This is a genomic window from uncultured Roseobacter sp. (assembly GCF_947496515.1).
Lineage (GTDB): Bacteria > Pseudomonadota > Alphaproteobacteria > Rhodobacterales > Rhodobacteraceae > Roseobacter.
The window spans coordinates 239,789-263,029 of sequence record NZ_CANMDB010000005.1; the positions used below are offsets into that span (position 1 = coordinate 239,789).

Consider the following 23,241-nt stretch of genomic DNA (forward strand, 5'->3'; position numbering starts at 1 on the left):
ATCCTGTTGCAGACCCGCCACCTAGCGGCACCGCCTTCCGCTTCAAGCCCGTGACCTGCGGCACCCGGCAAACTGCGACGATTTTCGTCGAAAACCACCTTCCCATTTTCGCTCGTGCAGGTATAACGCCGTCCATGGTTCAGGCTCAGACATACCCTTGCGCGCAGCTCTTCCCCGCGCCCGCCGCCGCCCGACTGCTGCTAACACGCCTCTGAGCGTGCCCTCCGGCGCGCCCGCTCAGAGGGACCCGTGCCGCGCGCCACCGACATCAGCAGACAACGAAAGACCAATCCCATGACAGACAAGAGCCAACAGGACCGGGTCCTGATTTTCGACACCACTTTGCGCGACGGCGAACAGAGCCCGGGCGCCACCATGACCTATGCCGAAAAGCTGGAGATCGCGGCCCTGCTCGACGAGATGGGTGTGGACATTATCGAGGCGGGTTTTCCCATCGCCTCGGACGGTGACTTCGCCGCCGTCTCCGAAATCGCCAGGCAGAGCAAGAACGCCGTGATCTGCGGTCTGGCCCGCGCCCAGATCGGCGATATCGACCGCTGTTGGGAGGCCGTGAAACACGCGAAATCCCCGCGTATTCATACCTTTATCGGCACTTCGCCTCTGCACCGCGCCATCCCCAACCTGGACATGGACCAGATGGCGGAGCGAATTGAGCAGACTGTGACCCATGCCCGCAACCTCTGCGACAACGTGCAGTGGTCGCCCATGGATGCGACCCGAACAGAGGAGGACTACCTCTGCCGCGTGGTGGAAATCGCGATCAAATGCGGGGCGACGACGATCAACATCCCCGACACCGTCGGCTATACCGCCCCGCGCGAATCCGCAGCGCTCATCGCCATGCTGCTCGACCGTGTGCCCGGCGCCGACGAGATCACATTTGCCACCCACTGCCATAACGATCTCGGCATGGCGACGGCCAATTCTCTGGCGGCAGTCGAGGCAGGCGCGCGGCAGATCGAATGCACCATCAATGGTCTGGGCGAGCGGGCGGGGAATACCGCACTGGAAGAGGTCGTGATGGCCATGAAGGTGCGCAACGACATCATGCCCTATCAGACCCGCATCGACGCCACCAAGCTGATGAACATCTCCCGCCGGGTCGCGACGGTCTCGGGCTTTCCGGTGCAGTTCAACAAGGCCATCGTCGGCAAGAACGCCTTTGCCCACGAAAGCGGAATCCACCAGGACGGCATGCTCAAGAACGCCGAGACCTTCGAGATCATGCGCCCTGAGGACGTGGGCCTGAGCGAGACGAACCTCGTGATGGGCAAGCATTCGGGCCGCGCCGCGTTACGCTCCAAGCTTGAGGATCTGGGGTTCGAGCTGGGTGACAATCAGCTCAAGGATGTCTTCGTCCGGTTCAAGGAACTCGCTGATCGCAAAAAGGAAATCTACGACGATGATCTGATCGCGCTCATGCGCACCTCCTCAGATCCCGAGAACGATCGGCTGAAACTGACCTCGCTCAAGGTCGTCTGCGGCACCGACGGTCCACAACAGGCCGATCTGGTGATGGAGGTCGACGGTCAGGAGAAATCCACCACCCAAACCGGCGACGGGCCGGTGGACGCCTCCTTCAACGCGATCAAGGCGCTGGTGCCCCACGCAGCCCGGCTGCAGCTCTACCAGGTGCACGCTGTCACGGAAGGCACCGATGCGCAGGCGACCGTCTCCGTCCGGATGGAGGAAGAGGGCCGCATCGTAACGGGGCAATCGGCCAACACCGATACGGTCGTCGCCTCGGCGCTGGCCTATATCCACGCGCTCAATCGCCTGCTCGTGCGGCGCGAAAAGGGTGGCAAGGACCGGCCCGAGATCAGCTACAAGGATGTCAGCTAGATCAGCGATCCCTTCGACGTCGGCAGCCACCCTGCCGATGTCATCCGCGCATTCCCAGCGGGCAGGCAAGGCACCCTTGGCGCGGCCGGAATTGGGGCGTCCGCGACAATGGTACAGTCGGTGATGGCCGGAACGACGCTGCGCTCGGACACGGCTTCTCCTTTTCTTTCACAGGATCGCGTCTTCCACATAAAGGTCGGCAGATCCGGGATCGCCGAGACGGGTGCGCGCGCAAGGGCAGCACCCTCCTCCCGGGGCGCAGGCAGCAACGGCACAAAACGCCAGAGCCATCGTTGCTTTGCGGGTGATGATCGTATTTTCCGGCCCTTTTTCGCGATGCATTTTAAGCGTTCAGGGGATCGTGACAGGCACGGTGACGCCCTGCGCGCGCTGGCTTATCGACAATTTCGTTAAAAGCAACATGCTGCCTACATCTTTGTTAACGTCTCTTTCACCTTAACGGGGCTAAGCCTATAAGTGCATAACGGTCGACCTTCAGAAGGAGGCGGCCCAAAACACATTCGAGCAAGGTTGAAACCCAATGTTTGACAAATTCCGCGGTCTGTTTTCATCGGACATGGCCATTGATCTCGGCACCGCAAACACGCTGGTCTACGTGAAGGGGCGCGGCGTGATCCTGTCAGAACCTTCGGTGGTCGCCTACCATGTCAAGGATGGGGTCAAAAAAGTGCTGGCCGTGGGCGAGGATGCCAAGCTGATGCTAGGCCGCACGCCCGGCAGCATCGAGGCCATCCGCCCCATGCGCGAGGGGGTGATCGCGGATTTCGACACTGCCGAAGAGATGATCAAACATTTCATCCGCAAGGTGCACAAACGTTCCACCTTTTCCAAGCCCAAGATCATCGTCTGCGTTCCCCACGGGGCGACGCCGGTGGAGAAACGCGCGATCCGCCAGTCGGTGTTGAGCGCGGGGGCCCGGCGGGCAGGCCTGATCGCGGAACCCATTGCGGCCGCCATCGGCGCCGGCATGCCCATCACCGACCCAACCGGCAACATGGTCGTGGACATCGGCGGCGGCACGACCGAGGTCGCGGTGCTGTCATTGGGCGACATCGTCTACGCGCGCTCGGTGCGGGTCGGTGGCGACCGAATGGACGAGGCGATCATCAGCTACCTGCGGCGTCAGCAAAACCTGCTCGTGGGCGAGACGACGGCGGAGCGGGTCAAGACCTCCATCGGCACGGCGCGGATGCCCGATGACGGGCGCGGCACGTCCATGCAGATCCGCGGACGCGATCTGCTCAATGGCGTGCCCAAGGAAATCGAAGTGACCCAGGCCCAGATCGCAGAGGCGCTGGCCGAACCGGTGCAGCAGATCTGCGAAGCGGTGATGACGGCGCTTGAGACCACGCCACCGGATCTGGCCGCCGACATCGTGGACCGCGGCGTGATGCTGACGGGCGGCGGCGCGCTGCTGGGCGATCTGGATCTTGCGCTGCGGGAGCAGACGGGCCTCGCCGTGTCGATCGCGGATGAGTCGCTCAATTGCGTGGCGCTCGGCACCGGCAAGGCGCTGGAGTTCGAAAAGCAATTGCGTCACGCCATCGACTACGACAGTTGATCCATGGCGGGACACAATCACCCGACAGCGGCAGGAGCGCCCTGCCCGCACCCGGGGTAGGAGACGCGGACCATGGCCAAGGAACGGCCCAACAGCAGTGACTACACCGGCCCGCTGAGCCGGTTGTTGCTGAGCGTCATGGCGCTCTGCCTGCTGGCCGTGTTTCTGGTCTGGCGCATCGACAGCCCGCGCGTGGAACGGTTCCGCGCGCAAGTGACCGATCAGTTCGTGCCCAACCTCGACTGGGCGATGGCCCCGGTGACGGGCCTGATCAACCTGCTGCAGGATTTCCAGAGCTACCAGCGGCTGGCGGAGCAGAACAGCGAGTTGCGCTCGGAACTGCGCCGGATGCAGGCCTGGAAAGAGGCCGCACTGCAACTGGAGCAGGAAAACGCCCGGCTGCTGGATCTCAACAACGTGCGGCTCGATCCGCGGCTGACCTACATCACTGGCGTGGTGCTGGCCGACAGCGGCTCACCCTTCCGGCAGTCGGTACTGCTGAATGTGGGCGGTCGGGACGGTGTCGTTGACGGCTGGGCCACCATGGACGGGATCGGTGTCGTGGGCCGCATCTCCGGTGTGGGGGAGAATACCTCTCGTGTGATACTGCTCACCGACGCGTCGAGCCGGATCCCGGCGGTCATCCAACCCTCGGGCCAGCGCGTGATCGTCTCGGGTGACAACTCCGCAGCACCGCCTATCGAGTTTCTCGAAGACAGCGATCTGGTCAATCCCGGCCAGCGGGTCATCAGCACCGGTGACGGCGGCGTCTTCCCCGCCGGGCTGCTGATCGGTCAGGTCGCACTCGATCCCGCTGGGCGCCTGCGCGTCCGGCTTGCGGCGGATTACGAGCGGTTGGAGTTCCTGCGCGTGTTGCGCCACCACGGGATCGAGCCGGTCTCGGAGACCGCGCAGATCATCGGCCCGCAACTGCCCGAACCACAGGGTCCCGCGCCAGAGGACACAGACTCATGAGCGAGCTGCCTCTGGCCCGACTGTGGAGCATGCGACTGGCCTTTGCGCTGCTGGTCTGCGCGATCCTTTTCTTCCACCTTCTGCCGCTTGAGACCACACCGCAACGCTGGGTCGGACCGGATCTGCTGCTCGGTTTTGCCTGCGCATGGAGCCTGCGTCGGCCTGAGTACGTACCGATCCTGGCCTTGGCGGGGCTCTTTTTGCTGGCCGACTTGCTGCTGCAGCGACCGCCCGGACTCTGGGCAGCTCTTGCGCTGCTGGGCTGCGAAAGCCTCAAGGCCCGGGCGCGCGGGCTGCGTGACACAGGGTTTACCGGTGAATGGCTGAGCGTTTGCATCGTGCTGGCCGCCGTGACGATCGGCTACCGGGCCGGTTTGATGGTGACACTGGTGGATCTGCCCTCTTTCGGCTTGACGGCCATCGAACTGGTCATGACAATTCTGTTCTACCCGCTGGTCGTTGCCGTTACCCACGGGCTGATGCGCGTTCGCAAACCCGTCCCCGGTGATCTGGACGGAAGCGGGGCCCGACTATGAACCGCCTGACCTTCTGCACACGAGGGGCCGCATGAAAAAAACCCGCGCAGAGACGGATTTCAGCCACCGGCGTATTTCCCGCCGGGCGGCGCTTCTGGGTGGCGCACAGCTGTTGTTCATCGGCGGGCTTGCCGCGCGCATGCGGTATCTTCAGGTGGATCAGGCGGACCAGTTCCGCCTGCTCGCCGAGGAAAACCGGATCAATGTCCGGCTCATCCCGCCCGCCCGCGGCGAGGTTTTCGACCGCAATGGCATGCGACTGGCACAGAACGCTCCCTCCTACCGGATCGTCATCGTGCGCGAAGATGCAGGTGATGTGGATGCCGTGCTGGACCGGCTGGCCACCATCATCGAACTTGCCCCCGAAGAGCTCGACCGGACGCGGGAAGAGCTGCGCCGTTCACCGTCTTTCCTACCGGTGACCATCGCTGAAGATGTCAGTTGGAAAGACATCAGCCGCGTGTCAGTCAACGCGCCAGCCCTGCCCGGCGTGACGCCGGAAGTGGGCCTGAGCCGCATTTACCCACAGGGATCCGATTTTGCGCATGTGCTGGGCTATGTAGGTCCTGTGTCGGATTACGACCTCAGCAAGATAACCGACCCTGAACCCGTGTTGCGGATACCGCGGTTCCAGATCGGCAAAGTGGGGGTGGAGACCAAGCTGGAACCCCTGTTGCGCGGCAAGGCAGGCGCCAAGCGGGTGGAGGTCAACGCCGCCGGTCGTGTGATGCGCGAGCTCAGCCGCAAGGAGGGCACGCCCGGCGCCGATGTCCAACTGACCGTGGATGCGAAACTGCAAGGCTACGTTCAGGCCCGCTTGGCGTCCGAGAGCGCCAGCGCCGTGATCATGGACTGCGACAACGGTGATGTTCTGGCGTGCGCCTCGGCGCCGACGTTTGATCCCAACCTTTTCGTGCGGGGAATTTCTGTCAGGGATTACAGCAGCCTGACGGAAAACAAGTACCGTCCGCTGGCCAGCAAGACGGTGCAGGGGCTCTACCCCCCCGGCTCCACCTTCAAAATGATCACGGCCATGGCCGCGCTCGAGGCCGGGCTGATCGGACCCGACGATACTGTCTATTGCCCCGGTCATCTGGAGGTCTCGGGCCGCCGGTTCCATTGCTGGAAACGCGCGGGGCACGGCTGGGTCGACCTGCAGACTTCGCTGAAACGGTCCTGCGATGTGTACTACTACGATCTGGCGATCAAGGTCGGGATCGAGAAGATCTCGGACATGGCGCGCCGTTTCGGTCTTGGCGTGAAACACGATGTGCCGATGTCCGCTGTGGCCCAGGGGCTCGCGCCCAATATGGAATGGAAACAGCAGACCTACGGGCAAAGCTGGCGCGTCGGCGATACGGTCAACGTGTCCATCGGGCAGGGATTCATGCTCAGCTCGCCCATGCAGCTGGCGGTGATGACCGCGCGTCTCGCCACCGGACGGGCAGTAGAGCCGCGGTTGATCAAATCCGTCGATGGGGTGGAGCAGCCCCCCCGCGGTGGAGAGAGCCTCGGGATGAACGAAAACAACCTGCGCAAGATGCGCCGTGCGATGAATGCAGTGGTCAACGACCGGCGCGGAACAGCCTATGGATCCCGCATCATCGAGGATGCGATGCGCATGGCTGGCAAGACGGGCACCAGTCAGGTCCGCAACATCACCGCAGCGGAGCGTCGGGCGGGGGTCATCCGAAACGAAGATCTGCCGTGGGAACGCCGCGATCACGCGCTGTTCGTCAATTTCGCTCCGATTGACCGGCCCAAATACGCGGTCGCGGTGGTCGTGGAACACGGCGGCGGAGGCTCCAAGGCAGCCGCCCCCATCGCACGGGACATCACGCTGCAGGCGCTCTACGGCGGCCCGCCCCCCCTCGAAGCCTACCCAACCAAGGACCGCGAGCGTATCGAGGCTCAGCAGCAGGAGCTTCAGCGCATGCAACCGCAGGCCTCCTTTGTCGGGCGCGATCAGGCATGAGCTATCTTGAGTACAACGTTAAATCCGCGCCCACTGGGCTGCGCAAGATCCTCTATCTGAACTGGCCGGTCGCACTCTTGCTGGCCTCGGTCTCGGGCGCGGGATTTCTGATGCTCTATTCGGTGGCGGGCGGATCGTTTTCCCCCTGGGCGGAACCACAGATGAAACGGTTCGCGCTCGGCTTTGTGCTGATGCTGGGCGTCGCAATGGTACCCATCTGGTTCTGGCGGTCGCTCGCCGGGCTGGGATATCTGATGACGGTCGCGCTGCTGGTGGGGGTCGAGCTCTTCGGGACCGTCGGAATGGGCGCGCAACGCTGGATTGATCTCGGGTTCATGCGCCTGCAACCTTCTGAATTGATGAAGATCACGCTCGTCATGTTTCTGGCGGCCTATTACGATTGGCTCCCCGCAAAACGCACGTCACACCCCTTCTGGGTGCTGCTGCCGGTGATCGCCATCCTGATCCCCACAGCGCTGGTCCTGCGCCAACCCGATCTCGGCACGTCCATCCTGCTGCTCGCAGCGGGGGGCGGGTTGATGTTTCTCGCAGGGGTGCATTGGGCCTATTTTGCTGTGGTTCTGACCAGTGCAATCGGTCTGGTAACGGCCGTTTTCAGATCGCGCGGCACCTCCTGGCAGCTGATCCAGGATTATCAGTTCCGCCGGATCGATACCTTTCTGGACCCCAGTACGGACCCGCTGGGCGCGGGATACCATATTACCCAGTCCAAGATCGCTCTGGGGTCCGGCGGATGGACGGGGCGCGGTTTCATGCAAGGCACACAGAGCCGGCTGAACTTCCTGCCCGAAAAGCACACCGATTTCATCTTCACCACCTTGGCGGAGGAGTTCGGCTTTCTGGGCGGCATTTCCCTGCTGGGGCTCTATGCGCTCATCATCGTCTTCTGCATCTGGTCAGCACTGACCAACAAGGACCGCTTCTCCTCGCTGCTGACCCTGGGGATTGCGCTTAACTTCTTCTTGTTCTTCGCGGTCAACATGTCGATGGTGATGGGGCTCGCGCCGGTCGTCGGGGTGCCGCTGCCACTGGTCAGCTACGGCGGTTCGGCCATGCTGGTCCTGCTGCTGGCCTTCGGCCTGATGCAAAGCGCCCATGTCCACCGTCTGAGATAAAAGCAATGTCCATCAATGTCCTTTTCGCCGCTCGCCCGGATCGGTGGAGCAGTTACGAGCCTTCCTTGCGCGCAGCTTTCGCCGAGCGGGATCTGCCGGTGACCCTGTCTCAGGAGATGCCGCCCGAGACGGTGGACTACATCATCTACGCACCCAATTCGCCGCTGCAGGATTTCACGCCCTATGCGCGCGCCAAGGCGGTGCTGAACCTCTGGGCGGGGGTCGAGCAAATCGTCGGTAACCCCACGCTCAAAATCCCGCTCGCGCGGATGGTCGATCCCGGCATGACGCAATCGATGACCGAATGGGTAACCGGCCACGTCATGCGTTATCACCTCGGCATGGACCGCCACATCGTAAACCCGGGCCACGTCTGGCAAGCGCACACGCCGCCACTGGCATCTGAGCGCCGCGTCTGTATCCTCGGGATGGGCGCTCTTGGCAGCGCTGTGGCAGAGAAACTGATCACGATCGGGTTCGAGGTCCATGGCTGGAGCCGCCGCAAGAAAGATATCGCCGGTGTGACCACCCACCACGGCGAGGCAGGTCTGGAACAAGCGTTGCGCGTGGCACAGATCCTCGTGCTGCTGCTGCCCGATACGCCCGCAACCGAAGATATCCTGAACGCGCGCACCATCGGTCATCTGCCGCAGGGCGCTTTTGTCATCAATCCCGGCCGGGGCCCTCTCATTGACGATACGGCCCTGATGGCGGCGCTCGACAACGGCAAACTGGCGGGTGCAACACTCGATGTCTTTCGGGTGGAACCGCTCCCCGAGGCGCACCCGTTCTGGGCCCATCCCAAGGTGACCGTCACGCCCCACATCGCTGCAGAAACCCGACCCAGTACTGCCGCGCGCGTCATCGCGGAGAACATTCAGCGCGGCGAGACCGGTGCGCCGCTTCTGAACCTGGTGGACCGGGATAGCGGATATTAGAGCATCCCACCTTCAACCAGAGACACACAGATTCGATCAGAACGCCCGCGCAACAGGCATTGTCGCGCCGTCCCGCCCTGTCAAGCCGGAGGTTTGCCTTTGGCAAAACGGGCGGCGCTTCCATACCGACATCGGGCGTCTCAGGTTTGAGGCCGGACACTGTAGCCGCAAGCCACGGAGCCCGTGCTTTCATGATTGAACGAATCCGCGTCAGAAACGGATCAATCGCCGGTCAAGGATGCCGCAGACCTGAACGCCGCTCATGGCAGCAGCACAGTTTTCAACGTCGGGCTCTGCCAGTGCTTACCCGCGGGTCGAAGCGTCCCCCCTTTGCTAGGCCGCCAACCCACGTCCTTTGAGCAACGCCTCGACGCCGGGCAGACGCCCGCGAAAGGCGGTGTAGAGCGCCGCGGCATCACGGCTGCCGCCGGTGGACAGGATATGCTTTTCCAGCGCTGCGGCCTGAGCGGGATCGAAGGCATCGCCCGCTTCTTCAAAAGCTGCGAAAGCATCCGCATCCATAACCTCCGACCACATATAGCTGTAATACCCGCTGGAATACCCGTCACCGGCAAAGACATGGGCGAACTGCGGTGTGGCGTGCCGCATGGTGATGGCATCGGGCATGCCGATCTCCTCCAGCACCTCGCGCTGACGCAGCATCGGATCGGCGGGCGCCGGACCATCGTGAAAGGCCAGATCCACCAGCGCAGAAGCCACGTACTCCACCGTCTGAAATCCCATGTCATAGGTCGCCGCAGCCAAGAGCTTATCAAGCAACTCCGGCGGCATTGGCTGGCCCGTCTCGGCATGGGTCGCAAACTCAGCCAGTACCTCCGGCACCTCCAGCCAGTGTTCATAAAGCTGGCTGGGCAGTTCCACGAAATCGCGTGCAACTGAGGTTCCCGAAACACTCTCATAGGTGACATCCGACAGGATCTGGTGCAGCGCGTGGCCGAATTCGTGAAACAGCGTCCGCGCATCGTCATAGGACAGCAGCGCGGGATCCCCCTTGGCAAAGTTGCACACGTTGATCACCACCGGCGTCTGAGTTTGCGGGAACCGCGCCTGCCCACGCATGGCCGAGCACCACGCCCCCGAACGCTTGCCACCACGCGCAAAGTAATCCCCGATGAACACGGCCAGATGCTGGCCATCGCGCGTGACCTCCCACGCGCGGCAGTCGGGATGATAGAGCGGCACGTCAAGCGGTTTGAACGCCAGCCCGAAGAGCCGGGTCGCACAGGAAAACGCCGCCGCGATCATCTGCTCCAACTGGAAGTACGGCTTCAGCGTCGCCTCATCCAGATCGTGCTCGGCGACGCGCCGTTTCTCGGCGTAGTAACGCCAGTCCCAGGGTTCGAGCGGGCCGTTCACCCCATCGGCCTGCATCATCCGGGTCAGCACCGCCGCGTCCGCTTCGGCCTGCGCGCGGGCGGGTGACCAGACGGCCATCAACAGGTCCCGCACGGCGGCGGGCGTCTTGGCCATCTCGGTCTCCAGCTTGTAATCGGCAAAGCTGTCGTATCCCAGCAGCCGCGCGCGCTCTTGGCGCAGTTGCAGGATCTCTGCCGCGATGGCGCGATTGTCAGTCTCCCCACCCCCTGCCCCCCGCGCAGCCCAGGCCTCGAACGCCGTCTTGCGCAGGTCGCGCCGGGGTGAAAACTGCAGGAATGGCACGATCAGGGATCGTGACAGTGTGACAACAGGCTGACCTGCTTCGCGCTCTGCTCCGGCGGACCGCGCGGCGGTGACAACGAAGTCAGGCAGTCCTTCGAGATCTTCTTCCACCAATGGCATGAACCAGCTGCGCTCATCGGCGAGCAGATTTTGCGTGAACTGGGTGCCAAGCGTCGCGAGCCGACCCTTGATCTCCTTCATCCGAGCATCATCCGCACCTTCCAACGCAGCGCCAGCCCGGACGAAATTGCGATGGGTAAGCATCAGGACGCGCGCCTGCTCCGGGCTCAGATCGAGAGCATCGCGCCTCTCCCAAACTGCCGCGATCCGTGAAAAGAGCGCCTTGTTGCCGGAAATTTCTGCCGAATGGGCGGCCAGGCGGGGCGAAAAATCTCGCTGCAACGCCTCGCGCGCGGGCGTGCTGTCAGCTCCGGCGATGGTGAAAAAGACGCTGAGCACCTTGTCCAGCGCGCGGCCTGCCGCCTCCAGAGCCTCGACCGTATTGGCAAAGGTAGGCTCGGCATCACTGCCTGCGATAGCGTCGATCTCTGCTCGGTGCGCGGTCAGTGCCTGCTCCAGCGCAGGGGCAAAGTCTTCGTCGGAAAGCCGGTCAAAAGGGGCGATCCCGAAGGGGGTTGCCCAGTCCTGCAACAAGGGGTTTGTCATGGCGGTCTCCTTTGGTTGTCAGGCTAGGGGCGCGCGCGCCGCCCCGCAAGCGCACGCGGTATCAGCGCGGAAGTTTGCCACAAACCGGGCAATCGGCCCGGGACGCGGCTGCGATTGTCCGGCTTTCGCCGTGGAGCGCATCGTAGATCACCATCTGGCCACGCAAGGTCGTGCCCGCGCCAGTGATGATCTTGAGCGCTTCGGTGGCCATCATCGCGCCGATCACACCCGGCAAAGGCGCGAAAACACCCGCCTCGGCGCATGAGGGGGCCAGATCTGCGGCGGGTGCCTCGGGAAAGACGCATTGATAACAGGGGCCGGACCACGCGGGATCGAACACGCTCAACTGCCCTTCCCATTGGCTCAGCGCGCCTGAGATCAGCGGGATCCCTTGCGCCACCGCAATCCGGTTGACCAGATAGCGGGTGTCGAAATTATCGGTGCCGTCCAGCACCACGTCGTAATCGGCAAAAAGCTCGGCGGCGATCTCTTCGGTCAGGCGGCGCTGGTAGGGGCGGACGGTGATATGGGGGTTTTGCGCCAGCATCTCTTCCTGCGCGGAAAAGACCTTGGGCACGCCGATGGTCCGATCCTTGTGGATCACCTGCCGTTGCAGATTGGCGTTCTCGACCTTATCGTCATCGATCACCCCAATGGTGCCCACCCCGGCGGCAGCCAGATACTGCAACGCGGGCGCGCCGAGACCACCCGCGCCGATCACCAGCACCTTGGCGTCCTTCAGTCGCTTCTGCCCGGCACCGCCGACCTCGCGCAAGACGATGTGGCGCGCGTAACGGTTAAGCTCAGTCTCGCTAAAGCCCGGACGCGGTTCGCGGGCGCGGGCCGCCTCCTGAACTTCCTCCGCCCTGCCGCGCAAACGGCGCAGCCCGTAGCGGTAGGCCAGAAAAAGCCCCACAAGACCGCCCAGGATCAGCCATGGCGCTGCACTCTCGCCGGTGGCGATCCGCAAAGGGTTGCCCGCAGGCAAGATCAGCTGGATGATCAGCACGCCGAGATACAGCATTCCGATCATCTTGGCGCGGGTCTGACGCGGTGCGCCGACAACAGACCCCAGGCCCCAAAACGCCCCCGCCATGATCAAAACCAACAGCATCAGGTCCCTCCTGTTGAGCCGAAACCACCCGTGGCGCGCGCCGTGGTGCCGAGATCAGAAACGCCGGTAAAGCGCGCCCGTATCACCGGGGCCAGCACCATTTGTGCGATGCGCATGCCGTGAGTGATTTCAAAAGAGGCCTCTCCGGCGTTCAAGACGATCACCCCAACGTCACCGCGGTAGTCACTGTCGATCGTGCCGGGGCTGTTGACCAGCATCAGCCCGTGGCGCAGTGCCAGACCCGACCTGGGACGGATCTGCACCTCAAAGCTATCAGGTACTTCCATGCGCAATCCGGTGGGGATCAGCGCGCGGGCACCGGGCGCCAGTGTCAGCGGCCCGTCCGGCAGGTTGGCGCGCAGATCAGCACCAGCGGCGCCCGCGGTCTGATACACCGGCAGACCGAGGCTGGTATCGGCGCCTTCCGCCCAGACGATACGAATTTCAATGGCCCCAGTCATACCGCCGTCATGCCTTGCTCAACGCAGCCGCGATACGTGCCGCCAGCCGCGTGGCCACGTCAGTCTTGGACAGCGTCGGCCAATCCTCCGCGCCCGCATCATCGATCAGCGTGACGGTATTATCCGTACCGCCCATGACACCGCTGGCTTCCGAGACATCATTGGCCACAATCCAATCGCAGCCCTTGCGCACCCGCTTGGCGGTCGCGTGCGCCACCACATCATCCGTTTCCGCCGCGAAGCCGACGACCAGATCGGGCCTGTTCTCCGACAGATTCGCGACGTCTCTGAGGATGTCCGGGTTCTCCGCAAGATCCAGCTTCGGCAGACCCTCTTTCGATTTCTTCAGCTTCCGACCGGATGCTTCTTTCAGCCGCCAGTCGGCCACCGCAGCCGCAAAGATCGCCGCATCCACGGGAAGCGCGGCCATGACAGCGCACCGCATTTCCTCGGCGGTTGTCACGCGGACGACCTTGGCCTGTGCAGGCGGGGGGACGTCGGCGGGCCCGGTGATGAACACAACATCCGCCCCCAGAGCCGCCAGTGCCGTGCCGATCGCCGTTCCCTGCGCGCCGGAGGATCGGTTGGCAATGTAGCGGACAGGATCAATCGGTTCATGGGTCGGGCCAGAGGTCACAAGCACCCGTTTGCCGTTCAACGGGCCTGTGCTCAGGTGGCGCTCGATCGCCGCGACAATCTCCAGCGGTTCGGCCATGCGCCCCGGACCGTACTCGCCACATGCCATGTCACCCTCGCCCGGCCCGACGCTGGTCACGCCATCCTGCGCAAGCGTCGCCCGATTTCGCTGGGTCGCGGGATGCTGCCACATGCGGACGTTCATCGCGGGCGCGATCAGGACCGGCGTATCCGTGGCCAGCAACAGCGTGCTCGCCAGATCATTGGCGTGCCCCTGTGCCATCTTGGCCATCAGATCGGCGGTCGCAGGTGCGACGACGATCAGATCGGCGACACGGCTGAGCTGAATGTGACCCATCTCCGCTTCATCCGTGAGATCGAAGAGATCGCCGTAGACCTTGGTTCCCGCCAGGGCGGAGACCGACAGCGGCGTGACAAAGGCCTCGCCCGCCTTTGTCAGCACCGGTGTGACGACCGCGCCCCGTTCGCGCAACCGCCGGATCAGGTCGAGCGATTTGAACGCGGCGATGCCACCACCGATGATGAGCAGAACGTGTTTTCCCGTCAGCATGAGGCATCCTTTGATCCCACCGTCCGCGCGCGACCATAGGGTGGGAGTTTGGGGACCACCAGCCCCGGACCCTCAGTTGAATGCATCGCAGGGATTGCCCCGATCGACGCTTTCACCGTCAACGACCGTGTCGAACCCGCCTGCAGGCGCCTGTCCCGCTTCGCCCTGACCAAGCGCAAAGACCACCAGATCGGGTGCCGCAGCCTGCAAGAGCGCGGGCGCCCCCCAGTCGCTGCGCGCGTGACCATTGCCGGTAATCACCACCACCGTTCCGCCCGTCTCGGACCGGGCCTCCAGCGCGGCGCGCGCCAGCGCCGCATCGCGCAACCGCTGAACCGACACCATCAGTGGCAACATCTCTTCGGGCAATGCGTCACAATGAGCGTCCGCTTGCAATGCTTCACGGGCTTGTTGCTCATCCTCCGGCAAAGGCTGATCCAACCCGAAACGTGCTGCATCCTCCGCGCCGAAGACTGCCGTCAGATGTTGCCCCATCAGGCCGCGTACCTGATCACGCGGGACACCCGCGCCGTAGATCGCCGCTGTCTCTGCTGCGGCAAAGATGGGAAAATACATCGCGAAATCGGGCCAACCTGCCGCTTCCCATTCCAAAACGACCGCGAGATCAGACTGTGAACGTCGGTTTTCAGGTGTGATCCGGGCTGCTTGCTCTGGCGTCAGCATCTCAAAGACGAGGGCGGCGGGCGATATCTCAGCCGTCCACTCTGCCTGAACCCTGTGGTGAGCCGGGTTGTCGTGCTGCTCGCCGAGAAAAACAACATCAGCAGAGAATGCTGGAGGGGGGACGGCGCTATCCGCAAAGACGGACGAAGCCGCGATTGCCGCGGCTCCGAAACTCATCATGACGGCGGTGGTGCGCATCACCTACAGGAGGAAGTGATGCACTTCACGCGACTGGTTTTCGAGAGATTTACGCATCTTACCAAAGGCTGCTGCCTCCAGTTGGCGCACCCGCTCTTTGCTGAGGCTCAACTCCTGGCCCAGGCTTTCCAGCGTGCGGGGTTGTTCGCGCAGCTTTCGTTCACGGACGATGAAACGCTCCCGCTCGTTCAGATCGCACATCGCCTGCAGCAACCAGGCACGCAACTGCTCGGTGTCATGTTGATGCTCAACGTTTTCCGCAGCCTGAGCGCTGTCGTCTTCCAGAACGTCGATCCACTCGCGCCCTTCATCTTCGGTCGATTGGGTGGCGTTGAGAGAATAGTCAGACCCCGACAGCCTGCCCTCCATCATTTCCACATCATGCAGTGGCACGCCGATCTCCGTTGAAATCATCTGCCGCAGCTGGTGCCGGTCCAATACGCCGCCCGCGGCAGCGCTTTCCCTTTCCAACCGGGCTTGCACCCGGCGCATGTTGAAAAACAGAGACTTTTGCGACGAGGTCGAACCGGTGCGCACCATCGACCAATTCCGCATGACATAATCCTGAATGGACGCTTTGATCCACCAGACCGCATAGGTTGAGAAACGAACGCCGCGGTCGGGGTCAAACTTGTCCGCCGCTTTCATGAGGCCCAGCCCGGCCTCTTGGATAAGGTCGTTCATCGGCGCGCCGTACCGCTTGAACTTTGAAGCCATCGAAATGGCCAGGCGCATGTACGCAGTGATCAACCGATGCAGGGATTTTTCACATCGTTCGTCGCGCCAGGCGTAGGCCAGTCTCAACTCCGTTTCCGCGTCCAGCAACTCCGCTTTCATTGCGGTGCGCGAAAGTGACATATCTCTTGCCGAATCCAGTGCCATAGCGACATCTCCCAGTCAGATGAAGCACACCTTGCCGTGCACAATTGATATAGATACGCACCATATACGCGATTGGTTCACCGCAAAGGTTTATAAAATGTTGCCAGAGTTGACTTTCGTTCTAGGCGGAGCGGCTTCGGGAAAGTCACTTTGGGCGGAAAATCTCATACTGGCCAGCGGCTTAGCGCCCGTCTACGTTGCCACATCCCGCTCCTTCGATGACGAAATAAAAATGCGTATCGAGGTTCATAAATCGCGCAGAAGTGACCGATGGATCAATTTTGAGGCAGCTTTTGACCTGCATACAACACTCGCGGAGCGAGAATCTACCCAAGCTGTCCTCATTGACTGTGCAACCATGTGGCTGACCAATCACCTGCTCGAAGGACACGACATCGACGCAGCGCAGGGCGCGCTGATGTCCGCCATCGATGTCTGCCCGGCCCCCCTTGTCATCGTCTCGAATGAGGTGGGTCAGGGGATCGTGCCCGACAACGCGCTGGCCCGCGATTTCCGCGAACGGCAAGGCCGCCTCAACATCGCGCTGGCCGCGAAAGCCGATTTGGCGGTGCAGGTGGTCGCCGGGCTGCCGCAGGTGCTGAAGGGAACATTGCCATGACAGTCTGGCACTGGGTTCGGCACGGGCCCACGCACGCCAAGACGCTGCTGGGCTGGAAAGACCTGCCTGCCGATCTGTCCGACACTGCGCAGATTGCCCGACTGCGCGCTCATCTGCCGGACCGCAGCCTGCTGATCGCGTCCGACCTGATCCGGGCCTCTGCAACAGCTGACGCGGTGCAGGGTCCGGATCACGACAGGCTGCCAGACACAGAGCAGCTGCGGGAGTTCGATTTCGGCGATTGGGACGGTCGGCATTTCTCTGATGTCGCAGCAACAGACCCGGAGCTGAGCCGCGCCTACTGGGAGCAGCCCGGTGATACAGCCCCCCCCGGCGGGGAAAGCTGGAACGCCGCCGCGGCCCGCATCAATGCACAAGTGGACCGGATCAACGCCGATTATCCCACGGCAGAGGTCATCGCAGTAGCGCACATCGGCGTCATTCTTACCCAGGTGCAACGCGCCCGGGCGATCACTGCCTACGATGCCCTCGCCCAAAGCATCGACAACCTGTCCTGCACTCGGATCGTCTGGACGGACGGGGTCCCACGGCTGGAGCAGGTCAATCACTGTCCGTGATCCGCCACCACACAAGGCTTCATTTGATCGCGCAGGACGACAGCGGATAGCATGCGCGCCATGACATATGATCTTTTCATCGGCGACCGCACATTCTCAAGCTGGTCCTTGCGGGGCTGGCTGATGCTGGAGAAATTCGGCCTGCCGTACCGGACACGGATGGTGGGCCTCTACAGTGGGACAATGGCACAGGATCTGGCACCGCTGGCGCCCGCCCGTCTGGTGCCTGCACTGCGCACCGCCGAGGGCGATGTGATCGGGGAGAGCATCGCGATGGCCGAAACCCTGGCCGAGCGGCACCCAGACGCCGGCCTCTGGCCTTCTGATCCCGCACTGCGCGCCCGGGCCCGGTGGCTCTGTGCCGAGATGACCAGTGGTTTTGCTGCCCTGCGCGACGCCTGCCCGATGCAACTGCAACACGTCAACGCAGGCTTCGTACCTTCGGATGCCGTCCGCTCGGATCTCGACCGGCTGGAGCAGATCTGGACATCAGCGCGCGATCTCGCCGGCACGCAGGATGGCTGGCTCCTGGGCCGATATTCCCTGGCGGATGTCTTTTTCGCACCGGTCGCGGCACGGATCATCGGCTACGCCTTGCCCGTGTCGGACAGCGCACGCTCCTATTGCGAGCGGACCATTCAGGACCCCGCATTCCGGCGCTGGCGCAGCGAAGGTCTGACCCAGACCTACGAACCCTTTCCCTATCCCGTTTACGCGCCCTGTACCGACTGGCCAGCATGACAGCGGTACCGACGCCGCTGCGCCATTAACCCTTCGTCAACCAAGGTGACGTACCCGTTTACCATCATCGGGGAGAGATCACGTGGTTGCAGTCGCACAATCCGTTGCCTTTCGCGGGGTCGAAGCCTGCCTCGTCGCCGTGCAGTGCTCGCTCTCGCCCGGACTGCCCGGTTTCAGTATCGTGGGCTTGCCCGACAAGGCCGTGTCCGAGGCCAAGGAACGGGTGCGCGCGGCATTGTCCTGCATGTCGATCGCCTTTCCGTCCAAGAAGGTCACGATCAACCTCAGCCCGGCTGACTTGCCAAAGGAAGGCAGCCATCTGGACTTGCCCATCGCGATTGCGTTGCTCGCCGCGCTGGAAATCATCCCAAAAGACGCCGCACAGCCGGTCATCGCCCTCGGCGAGCTATCGTTGGACGGACACCTGATCCCGGTTACCGGCGCTCTCCCCGCGGCGATGACAGCCGCCGCCGAAGGGTTGGGCCTCATCTGCCCCGAAGCCTGCGGAAAGGAGGCTGCCTGGGTCAGTGACGCGGACGTGACCGCCGCAAGAACGCTGGGCGATGTGATCCGCCATATGACCGGGCAGGTGCCGATCCCGCCCGCGCGGCCCGGCGAGGCACCGCCTGCGCGCTCTGTTCAGGACCTGCGCGAGGTCAAGGGCCAGGAGCGCGCCAAACGCGCGATGGAGATCGCAGCGGCCGGACGCCACCATATGATCCTCATCGGTGCGCCCGGCTCCGGCAAGTCGATGCTGGCCCAGAGGCTACCCGGTATCCTGCCGCCCATGACCGCGACCGAAGCGCTCGAGACCTCGATGATCCATTCGGTCGCGGGTCTGCTGAAAGACGGTGGCATCAGCCGCGACAGACCCTTCTGCGACCCGCATCATACCTCTTCCATGGCCGCGATCATCGGCGGTGGGCGACAGGCCAAACCGGGCCAGGCGTCGCTTGCGCACAACGGCGTCCTGTTCATGGACGAGCTGCCGGAATTTCAGCGCAACGTGCTGGAAACGCTCCGCCAGCCCATCGAGACAGGCGAGGTGATGATTTCCCGCGCCAATGCCCATGTGCGCTACCCCTGCCGGTTCATGCTGATGGCCGCGGCCAACCCCTGTCGGTGCGGCTACCTGTCGGACCCGGCCCGCGCCTGCGCACGAGTGCCCAAATGCGGCGAGGATTACCTCGGCAAGATCTCCGGTCCCTTGATGGACCGCTTCGATCTGAGGGTCGATGTGCCGCCCGTTGGCTACCGCGATCTCGACCTGCCCGCGAATGGCGAGACCTCTGCGACGGTCGCAGCCCGTGTTGCAACGGCCCAGGCGGTACAACACCGCCGTTTCGAGAACAGGCCAGACATGCGGTCGAATGCCGATGCCGCAGGCGAGGCCCTCGAAGAAGTCGCCACACCGGACGCAGAGGGTCGCACGCTCCTGATGCGGGCCGCAGAACGCTTTGCGCTCACGGCCCGCGGGTATCACCGGGTGATGCGCGTGGCCCGGACCATCGCCGATCTCGACGGGTCGGAGGGCGTGCGCCGCCCCCACATCGCCGAGGCCGTCAGTTTCCGCCTCGCCAGCGCCACCGATACCTGATCCCAATCACGCTGAGGGACCCGGCAACCTCTCCAGCGTGGAACGGATCTTGCGGTTTTCTTGGTATTCCAGAAAGCACGAGACTGCAGTGGTGCTGGCGGATGGCATCCCCCCATCGATCAGCCGCTGTCGATACACGCCTGTCCATTTTTAGACGCCTTCAATCCCTCGTAGCCCGCTCGCCCCCAACTACGCTTCAGGTCCCAAGTCGCGCGTCAATCGCATCCCAGATCAGGCCCGCTACATTCACACCGTCAAAGCGCTCCAGTTCCTGAATACCGGTGGGAGAGGTCACGTTGATCTCGGTCAGATAGTCCCCGATGACGTCGATCCCGACGAAAACCTGCCCCTTCTCTTTCAGCAATGGCCCGATGGCCGAGCAGATCTCACGGTCGCGCGCGCTTAGCCCGATTTTCTCGGGCCGCCCGCCGACGTGCAAGTTAGAGCGTGTCTCCCCCGCTGCTGGCACCCTGTTGATCGCGCCGACAGGCTCCCCATCCACCAGGATCACCCGTTTATCACCCGCCGAGACATCCGGCAGGAACTTCTGCACAATCAGCGGCTCGCGCGAAAAGCCCGTGAACAGCTCATGCAGCGACGTCAGGTTGCGGTCGTTCTCATCGAGCCGAAACACACCCGCACCCCCATTGCCGTAAAGCGGTTTGAGGATCACGTCGCGGTGTTTTTCCTTGAAAGCCTTGATGGTATTCAGATCACGGGCGATGGTTGTCGGCGGCGTCAGATCCGGGAAATCAAGCACCAGGAGCTTTTCGGGGTAGTTCCGCACCCAGAAAGGATCATTCACCACGAGCGTCCCCGGTGCCAACCTGTCCAGCAGGTGGGTCGAGGTGATGTAATGCATGTCAAAGGGAGGATCCTGACGGAGCCAGACGACGTCCATCTCCGCAAGATCCACTTCGCGCATAGGACCAAGGTGCGCATGGTCGCCCTGGACCCGTTGAACCCGCAGATCCTGTCCCCGCGCGGTGACCCTGCCTTCCTGAAAGGCCAGCTGATCGGGCGTGTAGAAAAACAGATCATGCCCGCGCGCCTGCGCCTCTTCGGCCAGACGAAAGGAGCTGTCTGCCTCGATATCCACCGTACCGATTGGATCCATCTGAAAGGCGATCTTCATGGCAACTCCCCGCATCTGTTGCGCCCGAGATATCGGCGAAAAACGACCGTGCCTGCGCATCAGGGACCGGCCACGCCCCGCACGATGGCGGGATCGGATTTTCCGACAGAACCTTACATGGCCCAGCCTTGCGCGAGGTGCAATGCGCGAGAGGCGCCCTCAGCCATCGACCCCGAAGGCATTCGGCAGGATCCGGACCATGCCCGATCCGTTGACCAGCGCCACATCAAACCGCGCCTCCGTCAGCGAGCCTGCAGGCAATGTCCCCAGATAGGCCGCCGCCGACGCACACAGCCGCTCTATCTGGCGCGGACCCAATCGCACGGCAGCTGCATCGAAAGATCTGCTCTTCTTGACTTCGACAAAGACCACATATGGCCCGTCCTGAACGATCAGGTCGATCTCACCACCCGGACCCCGCCACCGCGTCTCCAAAACCCCGCAGCCCTTTGCCTGGTACTGGCGCGCCACGATCTCTTCGGCGGCGACGCCTGCGGCATGAGCCTGTTGACCCCGTGATTGACGCTGAAGGGAAACTGTCATCCGCTACTCCTTGGTGCGCGCGAGGGCCATCTGATACACGTGGCGCCGGGGCAGGTCATGCGCCTTGGCCACCACATCGACCGCATCGCGCATCGACAGTGTTTCCAGCGCTGTCCTCAGATCAGCTTCTATGTCTTCTTCCCTAACAGCCACTGAACGCGCCCGGTCAATCAGCACAACAATCTCGCCCTTTACGGTCGCGCCTGCATAGTCGGAGGCCAGCGTCTCAAGGGTGCCACGCCGGATCTCTTCGAACTTCTTTGTCAGTTCGCGGCAGACCACGGCCGCCCGGGCTCCGCCCAAACCGTCGCGTGCATCCGCCAGCATGGCCGCCAGCCGCTTTGGCGATTCGTAGAAGACCAGCGTGCCCGGCACCTCGCGCAGTGTCTCCAGTACCCGCCGCCGCGCCGCCGCCGCATTGGGCAGAAAGCCCGCAAAATGAAAGCTGTCCGTAGGCAACCCCGCCAGCACCAACGCGGTGAGGACAGCCGAAGGCCCGGGTGCACAGGTCTGCGGATGCCCCGCCACCGCGGCTGCACGGCTCAACTCGAACCCAGGATCCGCGATCAGTGGCATGCCCGCCTCAGAGGCATAGGCGACCGACTTGCCCGCCGCCACATCCGCCAGCAACCGAGCCACGACCGTGTCCTTGCTGTGGTCATGCAAAGCGACCAGCGGCCGTCCCGCCAGCGGCACGCCGTGGATGTCGAGCAGCCGCCGCAAGCTGCGGGTATCCTCCGCCGCCAGCACATCCGCGGAGGCCAGCACATCGAGCGCACGCAGCGTGATATCCCGCGCCGTGCCGATGGGCACGCCGACAAAGGTAAGCCCCGGCGCCAGAGAGACCTTTTGGAAATTCAACGCTGGACCCGCCTTTCGTGACGTTTATGATCACCGCACCCGCGCTGATCGCGCCTGAACACTGATTGCTGGAGTCGTTACATATGTTTGCCGTTTTCCCCAAGGCCCGCAAGATGGTGCATATGATCCTGCTGCCGGTGGTCGCGCTCATGCTTGCAGCCTGCGACACCCTGCCGACGAACGCCATCTCCGGCGCTCCGCGTCTCGATACCGGTGAGGCCGTGCCCGTGGCCCTTCTGCTGCCCGGCGGATCAGGCCAGAGCACAGATGAGATTTTAGCGCAAAGCCTTGAAAACGCGGCGCGTCTGGCAATGCGGGACCTCAATGGCGCGCAAATCGATCTGCGGGTCTATCAGACAGCCGGAAACGCAGGCACTGCGGCGGCACGGGCACAACAGGCAGTGGAGGAAGGCGCCAAGATCATTCTGGGGCCTGTTTACGCAGCCTCCGCCAACGCGGTGGGCAATGCGGTCGCGGGTGACAACATCGCGGTGCTGTCCTTCTCCAACACCAGTGCCATCGCGGGCGGCAATGTCTTTGTGCTGGGCCAGACCTTTCAGAACACCGCAAACCGGATGGTGCGCTACGCAGTCGGCCAGGGTAAACAGCGCTTTGTTATCGTTCACGGGCAGGATCCCGCTGGCAATCAGGGCCGTCAGGCAATTGCCAGCGCGGCCAGTGCGCAAGGAGGCACAGTCGTCGGAACGGTCGGCTACGCTCTGTCACAACAGGACGTCATTGCCGCCGTGCCGCAGATCAAGGCCGCAGTGGAAGGCAACGCAGCAGATGCGGTGTTCATGACGACGGATACCGCCAGCGCCCTGCCCCTTTTGTCTCAACTCCTGCCCGAAGCAGGCATCAACTCGCAGACCGCCCAATTCATGGGTCTGACCCGCTGGGACATTCCTGCTCAGACGCTCGGGCTGCCCGGGGTTCAGGGCGGTTGGTTTGCGGTCCCTGACCGCGGGGCCTCCGGTGCCTTCAGCGCGCAGTATCAGGCGGCCTACGGATCCGCACCGCACCCCATCGCCGGGCTGGCGTTTGATGGCATCGCCGCCATCGGTGCACTGGCCAGCCGTGGCAGTGGCAATGCGCTCAACCGGGCGGCGCTGACGCAGGGCGCGGGCTTTCGGGGTGCGAGCGGGATCTTCCGCCTGCGCAGCGACGGCACCAGCGAGCGGGGTCTGGCGGTCGCGAGCATCGTCAACTCGCAGGTCGTCATCCTCAGCCCTGCGCCTCAATCCTTTGGCGGCTCTGGTTTCTAGGGCAC

The 23,241-nt window shown here is 63.3% G+C and carries 21 protein-coding genes; 12 read left to right on the forward strand and 9 right to left on the reverse strand.

The annotated features are described in order from the left end of the window. Positions 1-294 precede the first annotated feature (294 nt). From Q1A53_RS11720 to Q1A53_RS11750, 7 genes are all read left to right on the forward strand, one after another. Complete coding sequence (locus tag Q1A53_RS11720; RefSeq protein WP_299966629.1) at positions 295-1,863, forward strand: 2-isopropylmalate synthase; 1,569 nt, start codon at positions 295-297, stop codon at positions 1,861-1,863. A gap of 541 nt (positions 1,864-2,404) precedes the next feature. Beyond that, positions 2,405-3,445, forward strand: a complete 1,041-nt coding sequence (locus tag Q1A53_RS11725; protein WP_299966632.1) for a rod shape-determining protein — start codon at positions 2,405-2,407, stop codon at positions 3,443-3,445. Between the two features lie 72 nt (positions 3,446-3,517). Next, positions 3,518-4,420: a rod shape-determining protein MreC gene (mreC, locus tag Q1A53_RS11730; RefSeq protein WP_299966635.1), complete on the forward strand. Its 903-nt coding sequence runs from the start codon at positions 3,518-3,520 to the stop codon at positions 4,418-4,420. Beyond that, the gene (locus Q1A53_RS11735) at positions 4,417-4,956 is read left to right on the forward strand and encodes a rod shape-determining protein MreD (protein ID WP_299966638.1); all 540 of its coding nucleotides are present in this window, start codon (positions 4,417-4,419) and stop codon (positions 4,954-4,956) included. The genes mreC and Q1A53_RS11735 overlap by 4 nt, the downstream gene beginning before the upstream one ends. A 31-nt stretch (positions 4,957-4,987) precedes the next feature. Further along, positions 4,988-6,931: a penicillin-binding protein 2 gene (gene mrdA / locus Q1A53_RS11740; protein ID WP_299966639.1), complete on the forward strand. Its 1,944-nt coding sequence runs from the start codon at positions 4,988-4,990 to the stop codon at positions 6,929-6,931. Beyond that, on the forward strand, positions 6,928-8,067 hold the full coding sequence (rodA, locus tag Q1A53_RS11745; protein WP_299966642.1) for a rod shape-determining protein RodA: 1,140 nt from the start codon (positions 6,928-6,930) through the stop codon (positions 8,065-8,067). The genes mrdA and rodA overlap by 4 nt, the downstream gene beginning before the upstream one ends. Before the next feature lie 5 nt (positions 8,068-8,072). After that, positions 8,073-9,005 (forward strand): glyoxylate/hydroxypyruvate reductase A, encoded by a 933-nt coding sequence (locus Q1A53_RS11750; protein WP_299966644.1) that lies wholly within the window; start codon positions 8,073-8,075, stop codon positions 9,003-9,005. 333 nt (positions 9,006-9,338) lie between these two features. On the opposite strand, the gene Q1A53_RS11755 is transcribed toward Q1A53_RS11750, so the two are convergent. The 6 genes from Q1A53_RS11755 to Q1A53_RS11780 all read right to left on the reverse strand — a co-directional run bounded on the left by Q1A53_RS11755 (position 9,339) and on the right by Q1A53_RS11780 (position 15,897). Then, on the reverse strand, positions 9,339-11,351 hold the full coding sequence (locus Q1A53_RS11755) for a M3 family metallopeptidase (protein ID WP_299966646.1): 2,013 nt from the start codon (positions 11,349-11,351) through the stop codon (positions 9,339-9,341). Positions 11,352-11,412: 61 nt separating this feature from the next. Continuing rightward, positions 11,413-12,465 (reverse strand): HesA/MoeB/ThiF family protein, encoded by a 1,053-nt coding sequence (locus Q1A53_RS11760; RefSeq protein WP_299966648.1) that lies wholly within the window; start codon positions 12,463-12,465, stop codon positions 11,413-11,415. Continuing rightward, on the reverse strand, positions 12,465-12,926 hold the full coding sequence (gene dut / locus Q1A53_RS11765; RefSeq protein WP_299966650.1) for a dUTP diphosphatase: 462 nt from the start codon (positions 12,924-12,926) through the stop codon (positions 12,465-12,467). Before dut ends, Q1A53_RS11760 begins: the two co-directional genes overlap by 1 nt. 7 nt (positions 12,927-12,933) lie before the next feature. Next, on the reverse strand, positions 12,934-14,133 hold the full coding sequence (gene coaBC, locus Q1A53_RS11770) for a bifunctional phosphopantothenoylcysteine decarboxylase/phosphopantothenate--cysteine ligase CoaBC (protein WP_299966652.1): 1,200 nt from the start codon (positions 14,131-14,133) through the stop codon (positions 12,934-12,936). A 72-nt stretch (positions 14,134-14,205) separates the two neighbouring features. Then, positions 14,206-15,015 (reverse strand): ChaN family lipoprotein, encoded by an 810-nt coding sequence (locus Q1A53_RS11775; protein WP_299966655.1) that lies wholly within the window; start codon positions 15,013-15,015, stop codon positions 14,206-14,208. Positions 15,016-15,018: 3 nt separating this feature from the next. Beyond that, complete coding sequence (locus tag Q1A53_RS11780) at positions 15,019-15,897, reverse strand: RNA polymerase factor sigma-32 (RefSeq protein WP_299966657.1); 879 nt, start codon at positions 15,895-15,897, stop codon at positions 15,019-15,021. A 19-nt stretch (positions 15,898-15,916) separates the two neighbouring features. Between Q1A53_RS11780 and cobU the strand changes: the two genes are divergently transcribed. From cobU to Q1A53_RS11800, 4 genes are all read left to right on the forward strand, one after another. Further along, on the forward strand, positions 15,917-16,516 hold the full coding sequence (gene cobU / locus Q1A53_RS11785) for a bifunctional adenosylcobinamide kinase/adenosylcobinamide-phosphate guanylyltransferase (RefSeq protein ID WP_366872640.1): 600 nt from the start codon (positions 15,917-15,919) through the stop codon (positions 16,514-16,516). After that, entirely contained in the window at positions 16,513-17,094 is a 582-nt protein-coding gene (locus tag Q1A53_RS11790; RefSeq protein WP_299966659.1) for a histidine phosphatase family protein, read from the forward strand. The genes cobU and Q1A53_RS11790 overlap by 4 nt, the downstream gene beginning before the upstream one ends. 60 nt (positions 17,095-17,154) lie before the next feature. Further along, entirely contained in the window at positions 17,155-17,835 is a 681-nt protein-coding gene (locus tag Q1A53_RS11795) for a glutathione S-transferase (RefSeq protein WP_299966661.1), read from the forward strand. 82 nt (positions 17,836-17,917) lie between these two features. Then, positions 17,918-19,432, forward strand: a complete 1,515-nt coding sequence (locus tag Q1A53_RS11800; RefSeq protein ID WP_299966663.1) for a YifB family Mg chelatase-like AAA ATPase — start codon at positions 17,918-17,920, stop codon at positions 19,430-19,432. A gap of 196 nt (positions 19,433-19,628) precedes the next feature. Here the strand turns inward: Q1A53_RS11800 and gshB are convergent, their stop codons facing one another. The 3 genes from gshB to rsmI form a co-directional block, all read right to left on the reverse strand. Further along, positions 19,629-20,567, reverse strand: a complete 939-nt coding sequence (gene gshB / locus Q1A53_RS11805; protein ID WP_299966666.1) for a glutathione synthase — start codon at positions 20,565-20,567, stop codon at positions 19,629-19,631. Positions 20,568-20,726: 159 nt separating this feature from the next. Then, on the reverse strand, positions 20,727-21,110 hold the full coding sequence (locus Q1A53_RS11810) for a YraN family protein (protein ID WP_299966668.1): 384 nt from the start codon (positions 21,108-21,110) through the stop codon (positions 20,727-20,729). Between the two features lie 3 nt (positions 21,111-21,113). After that, positions 21,114-21,971: a 16S rRNA (cytidine(1402)-2'-O)-methyltransferase gene (rsmI, locus tag Q1A53_RS11815; protein WP_299966671.1), complete on the reverse strand. Its 858-nt coding sequence runs from the start codon at positions 21,969-21,971 to the stop codon at positions 21,114-21,116. A gap of 83 nt (positions 21,972-22,054) precedes the next feature. On the opposite strand from rsmI, the gene Q1A53_RS11820 reads away from it, so the two are divergent. Then, positions 22,055-23,236 (forward strand): penicillin-binding protein activator, encoded by a 1,182-nt coding sequence (locus Q1A53_RS11820; protein WP_299966674.1) that lies wholly within the window; start codon positions 22,055-22,057, stop codon positions 23,234-23,236. Positions 23,237-23,241 lie beyond the last annotated feature (5 nt).

Excerpts from the sequence above, each read along its gene's own strand:
- Q1A53_RS11780 (WP_299966657.1), bottom strand. The coding sequence starts at position 15,897 with ATGGCACTGGATTCGGCAAGAGATATGTCACTTTCGCGCACCGCAATG.
- Q1A53_RS11810 (WP_299966668.1), bottom strand. The coding sequence starts at position 21,110 with ATGACAGTTTCCCTTCAGCGTCAATCACGGGGTCAACAGGCTCATGCC.
- Q1A53_RS11795 (WP_299966661.1), top strand. The coding sequence starts at position 17,155 with ATGACATATGATCTTTTCATCGGCGACCGCACATTCTCAAGCTGGTCC.
- Q1A53_RS11760 (WP_299966648.1), bottom strand. The coding sequence starts at position 12,465 with ATGCTGTTGGTTTTGATCATGGCGGGGGCGTTTTGGGGCCTGGGGTCT.
- mreC (WP_299966635.1), top strand. The coding sequence starts at position 3,518 with ATGGCCAAGGAACGGCCCAACAGCAGTGACTACACCGGCCCGCTGAGC.
- Q1A53_RS11775 (WP_299966655.1), bottom strand. The coding sequence starts at position 15,015 with ATGCGCACCACCGCCGTCATGATGAGTTTCGGAGCCGCGGCAATCGCG.
- gshB (WP_299966666.1), bottom strand. The coding sequence starts at position 20,567 with ATGAAGATCGCCTTTCAGATGGATCCAATCGGTACGGTGGATATCGAG.
- Q1A53_RS11790 (WP_299966659.1), top strand. The coding sequence starts at position 16,513 with ATGACAGTCTGGCACTGGGTTCGGCACGGGCCCACGCACGCCAAGACG.
- Q1A53_RS11750 (WP_299966644.1), top strand. The coding sequence starts at position 8,073 with ATGTCCATCAATGTCCTTTTCGCCGCTCGCCCGGATCGGTGGAGCAGT.
- dut (WP_299966650.1), bottom strand. The coding sequence starts at position 12,926 with ATGACTGGGGCCATTGAAATTCGTATCGTCTGGGCGGAAGGCGCCGAT.
- Q1A53_RS11755 (WP_299966646.1), bottom strand. The coding sequence starts at position 11,351 with ATGACAAACCCCTTGTTGCAGGACTGGGCAACCCCCTTCGGGATCGCC.
- Q1A53_RS11820 (WP_299966674.1), top strand. The coding sequence starts at position 22,055 with ATGTTTGCCGTTTTCCCCAAGGCCCGCAAGATGGTGCATATGATCCTG.
- coaBC (WP_299966652.1), bottom strand. The coding sequence starts at position 14,133 with ATGCTGACGGGAAAACACGTTCTGCTCATCATCGGTGGTGGCATCGCC.
- Q1A53_RS11725 (WP_299966632.1), top strand. The coding sequence starts at position 2,405 with ATGTTTGACAAATTCCGCGGTCTGTTTTCATCGGACATGGCCATTGAT.
- mrdA (WP_299966639.1), top strand. The coding sequence starts at position 4,988 with ATGAAAAAAACCCGCGCAGAGACGGATTTCAGCCACCGGCGTATTTCC.
- Q1A53_RS11720 (WP_299966629.1), top strand. The coding sequence starts at position 295 with ATGACAGACAAGAGCCAACAGGACCGGGTCCTGATTTTCGACACCACT.
- Q1A53_RS11735 (WP_299966638.1), top strand. The coding sequence starts at position 4,417 with ATGAGCGAGCTGCCTCTGGCCCGACTGTGGAGCATGCGACTGGCCTTT.
- cobU (WP_366872640.1), top strand. The coding sequence starts at position 15,917 with ATGAAGCACACCTTGCCGTGCACAATTGATATAGATACGCACCATATA.
- rodA (WP_299966642.1), top strand. The coding sequence starts at position 6,928 with ATGAGCTATCTTGAGTACAACGTTAAATCCGCGCCCACTGGGCTGCGC.